A 3,158-nucleotide genomic window follows, 5' to 3' on the forward strand; every position below is an offset into this window, starting at 1 on the left:
ATAAAGGTTTTTATATGGAAATAAATAGGCGAACCATTTTATTAATATTATGGATAAAAAATATAAAAACGGTATTAAAATAATAATGAGGATTATACCCGGGATTGGTATATTTCCTTATAATTTTGATTTAAATTATTCTGGAAACGATGTAAAGTGCCAGTAACGTACTGAAAAGTACTGGTACAGCCAAAATAAGGCCAGCCTTCATATAATACCTGTATGATATTTTAATTGCATTTTTTCTTTCCAGTGTGTAAAGCCATAACAGCGTGGCCAGAGAACCTATGGGGGTAAATTTGGGTCCTATGTCATTTCCTATTACGTTTGCATACATCAGGAGTCCTGGATTTTTAAGGCCGGATATGGCTATATCGCCAATCATTACCGATGGCAGGTTATTCATTATGGCAGCGTTAAATGCAAAGAAAAATCCTGATAGTATAAAATTAAAGGGTGGTAAAACATTATTTATATGCTGTAGTACGTAAACATAAATTAAATTTAAACCCTCATTGCTAACTCCAAAAACAATGATATACATGCCAAGGGAAAATAAAACAATCTGCCATGGGGCAATTTTTATGACCCTGTTGGCATCTATTCTTTTATCCAGCCGTGCCATTAAATAAAAAAAGGCTGCAAACGGCATTGATATAAATGACACCGGTATTTTTATAAATCCAGAAATAAAATACAGTGTTATTAAGATTAATATGGCAGGAAATGAAATTTTAAAAATTCTTTTATCTTTTATTAGATCCTCTGGTTTAATATCAGTATTTGCAGCATAATTTTTTTTGAGTTCAGATCTGTAAAATATGTAAAGAACGGCAACACTGGCTATTATTGATATTAAATCAGGAATTATCATAATCTCTGTATACCTTAAAAATGTAATATTAAAATAGCCTGCAGTTACAAGATTCACAAGATTGCTTACAGTAAACGGTATGCTTGCAGTATCTGCAATAAACCCTGTTGCCATAATAAATGGTAATATTTTGTCATTACTGAATTTGGACCTGTAAAGTATTGAATAAACTATGGGTGTTAATATCAGTGCAGTGCCATCATTGGCAAATATTGCTGATATTACAGAACCAAGAACTATAATTAATAAAAAAAGTTTTTTTATATTATTGCCTGCAAAATTTACAATTTTATATGCTATATATTCAAAAAAACCAGCCTCATCAAGTATAAGTGATATTATTATAATCGAAATAAATGTAAACGTCGCATTCCAGACGATGTCCCATACCCTAATTATGTCTTCTATACTTGATATGCCCAAAATAAATGTAACTGCCGCACCTGCAAGGGCCGAATACCCTATGCCTATGTTTTTTGGTTTTTTAATTACAAGATAAAGTGTTACAATAAAAATTATCAGTGAGACATAGAACATTATTTTCATGCTTATTCATCGCATTCCGCACATTTACATATTCTCTCTATTTTTTTACCGGCCTCACTGCCAGCTCTCAATAAATTCCTTAAAGAATCGTCAGATATTTTATAAATTATATTTTTTCCTGATCTGTAACTTATTACAAGGCCATTTTCACGTAAATCCTTTAATTTATGTGATATAAGGGGCTGATCCATTCCCATTTTATTTATTATGCCGGAAACTGATAGGCTTTCACTGGATAAAAGTTTGAGTATTTTCAACCTTGTTTCATCGGATAGCATTTTATATATATTGGCCTCCCCAATCTCATTCAATAACATTCTCTGGGAATTATTTTTTCATATAAAATTATTTTCATATGTTAATAATTACATATTAAATAAAGTCTTTAATAAAATCAACTGCCTTTTTATATGTTTCCTTTCTGCACTCTTTTGAACTAAATGATTTTCCATCCAGAACAGAAAAAAATCTGCATCCACCAAAGCATAATGGCAGGTAACTGCAGTTTTTGCACTCATCATTCTTCCATGCAAGTGATGCATTTTTGGCAAGCAGTGCCCTATTTATTATCTCAACACTGCCATCTGATTTTAGCAAACCCTTGGCGAATTTTGTATTGCCTGTAAATGCCCAGCATGGATATATATAACCTGCCGGATCAACTATTATGTCCTCATCAACATGCGCAACACATACACCAAGCCTGAATATATCCTGTGGAACCCTGAAACCATGCAATTTTATTTTGTGCCATATCCTCTGAACTGCATCAAATTCATCCTGTCTGGATATGTTTTCATCCCAGGCCTCATTCCTAAAAAGATTTTCATGAACAAGATGTGGGTCTATTCTAATATTTTCTATCCCCATATTTTTTAATTCATATAGCAGTTCATCAAAGTCATCAATGTTTGAATAGTCTATATTTATTCTCAACACCACATTTAAAAGATCCTGAACATATAGAAGATTTTTTAAAATTATATCAAATGAACCGCGCCTGTTTACAAAATATCTTCTTGAATCATGGACCTCTCTTGGCCCGTCCAGTGTTATCTGTGCATACCTTAATCCATAGCCATAAAGATCATCTGCCATATTTTTGGTAAGCATTGAACCATTCGTAACGATGCTGAATTCATAATTTAAATTGCCCAGCATAGATGAAACCTTTTTTATTGTATTTGCCTCAAGCAATGGTTCGCCGCCAAAGAATGTAACCCTGACCTTTCTGCCATTGCTATTTTTGTTTATATAATTTACAAATCCATTTATTATGTTATCATTAACCCTGGATTTATTTCTGAAATCTTTTTGAAAACAGTAGCTGCAATCAAAGTTGCAGTTGTATGTTAAAACCATTGTCGGTTCAAGTATATTCTTTTTAAGGGTTAATTTATCAAATTCAGCATTTATATCATCTGTTATAAAACCTTCATAAAAAACTTCCTTAATATCCTCTGGGATTATTCCAGATGTAATTTTTTCCTTTTCCTCGCTGCTAACCTTTATCGCATAGCCTGTTAGTGTATTAAACAGTATAAATTCAGAACCATCCCGAATAAAAACATTATATTTTGAAAAAAATTGCTGGGGCATTTAATTTCCCCAGCTTGGTGAGTATCCGCATCTGCATGCCTTCCTCTCCACCTTTAAAACTTTTCTTTCTATTGTTTCCATTCTATCACCATATGACTAAATAAGTTATAATATATAAGAAATAATAATCAAATAAATA

Annotated in this window: 3 protein-coding genes; all 3 read right to left on the reverse strand. The window is 32.1% G+C overall.

The features are described from left to right. Positions 1 to 130 precede the first annotated feature (130 nt). The 3 genes from arsB to AOG55_RS02555 are packed head-to-tail and all read right to left on the reverse strand — an operon-like array spanning position 131 to position 3,019. On the reverse strand, positions 131 to 1,420 hold the full coding sequence (arsB, locus tag AOG55_RS02545; RefSeq protein WP_054964268.1) for an arsenical efflux pump membrane protein ArsB: 1,290 nt from the start codon (positions 1,418 to 1,420) through the stop codon (positions 131 to 133). 2 nt (positions 1,421 to 1,422) lie between these two features. Further along, on the reverse strand, positions 1,423 to 1,737 hold the full coding sequence (locus AOG55_RS02550; protein WP_055032460.1) for an ArsR/SmtB family transcription factor: 315 nt from the start codon (positions 1,735 to 1,737) through the stop codon (positions 1,423 to 1,425). Between the two features lie 55 nt (positions 1,738 to 1,792). Beyond that, positions 1,793 to 3,019 carry a radical SAM/SPASM domain-containing protein gene (locus tag AOG55_RS02555; protein ID WP_048102004.1) on the reverse strand — a complete coding sequence of 409 codons (1,227 nt, stop codon included), beginning with the start codon at positions 3,017 to 3,019 and terminating at the stop codon, positions 1,793 to 1,795. Positions 3,020 to 3,158 lie beyond the last annotated feature (139 nt).

The organism is Acidiplasma cupricumulans (assembly GCF_001402935.1).
GTDB lineage: Archaea > Thermoplasmatota > Thermoplasmata > Thermoplasmatales > Thermoplasmataceae > Acidiplasma > Acidiplasma aeolicum.